Origin of the sequence: Micromonospora sp. URMC 107 (genome assembly GCF_051386315.1) — a bacterium.
GTDB lineage: Bacteria > Actinomycetota > Actinomycetes > Mycobacteriales > Micromonosporaceae > Micromonospora.
Window position 1 is genome coordinate 1 of the sequence record NZ_JBPQTK010000310.1, and the last position, 406, is coordinate 406.

At 74.4% G+C, this 406-nt stretch carries 1 protein-coding gene; it reads right to left on the bottom strand.

Translation table 11 applies throughout. The annotated features are described in order from the left end of the window. Nucleotides 1–134: 134 nt before the first annotated feature. Entirely contained in the window at nucleotides 135–386 is a 252-nt protein-coding gene (locus tag ACSNN9_RS28665) for an MbtH family protein (RefSeq protein ID WP_436676420.1), read from the bottom strand. Between the last annotated feature and the right edge of the window lie 20 nt (nucleotides 387–406).

Genomic DNA, 406 nt, shown 5'->3' on the forward strand with positions numbered 1-406 from the left:
GCCGACCACCGCCCGCAGCGCCTCCCCGTCGGCGCCCCGGCAGCGTAGTTCCGCCTCGACCCACGCCGGCGGGGCCGCGTGGTGGCGCCACTGCTGGAACGGGGACAGGCGGAAGTGCCCGCCGGGCGTGCCGGTCACTGCGCCGATCCGGTGCCGTCGAGGACCCGCCGCAGAGACAGCGGCCGCATGTCGGTCCAGACCTGCTCGATGTGGTCCAGGCACTCGTCGCGGGTTCCGGTGGTCGCCAGGCGGGTCCAGCCGGCCGGCGTCGGCTCGGCGGTACGCCAGATCGAGTACTGCTCCTCGACGTTCACCACGACCACGTACTCGCCCTCGTGGGCGGTGCCCGTCGCCCCGGTGCCGTCGGTCGGTGGGAGGTCGGCCATGTCGGGTTCTCCTTGGTCGG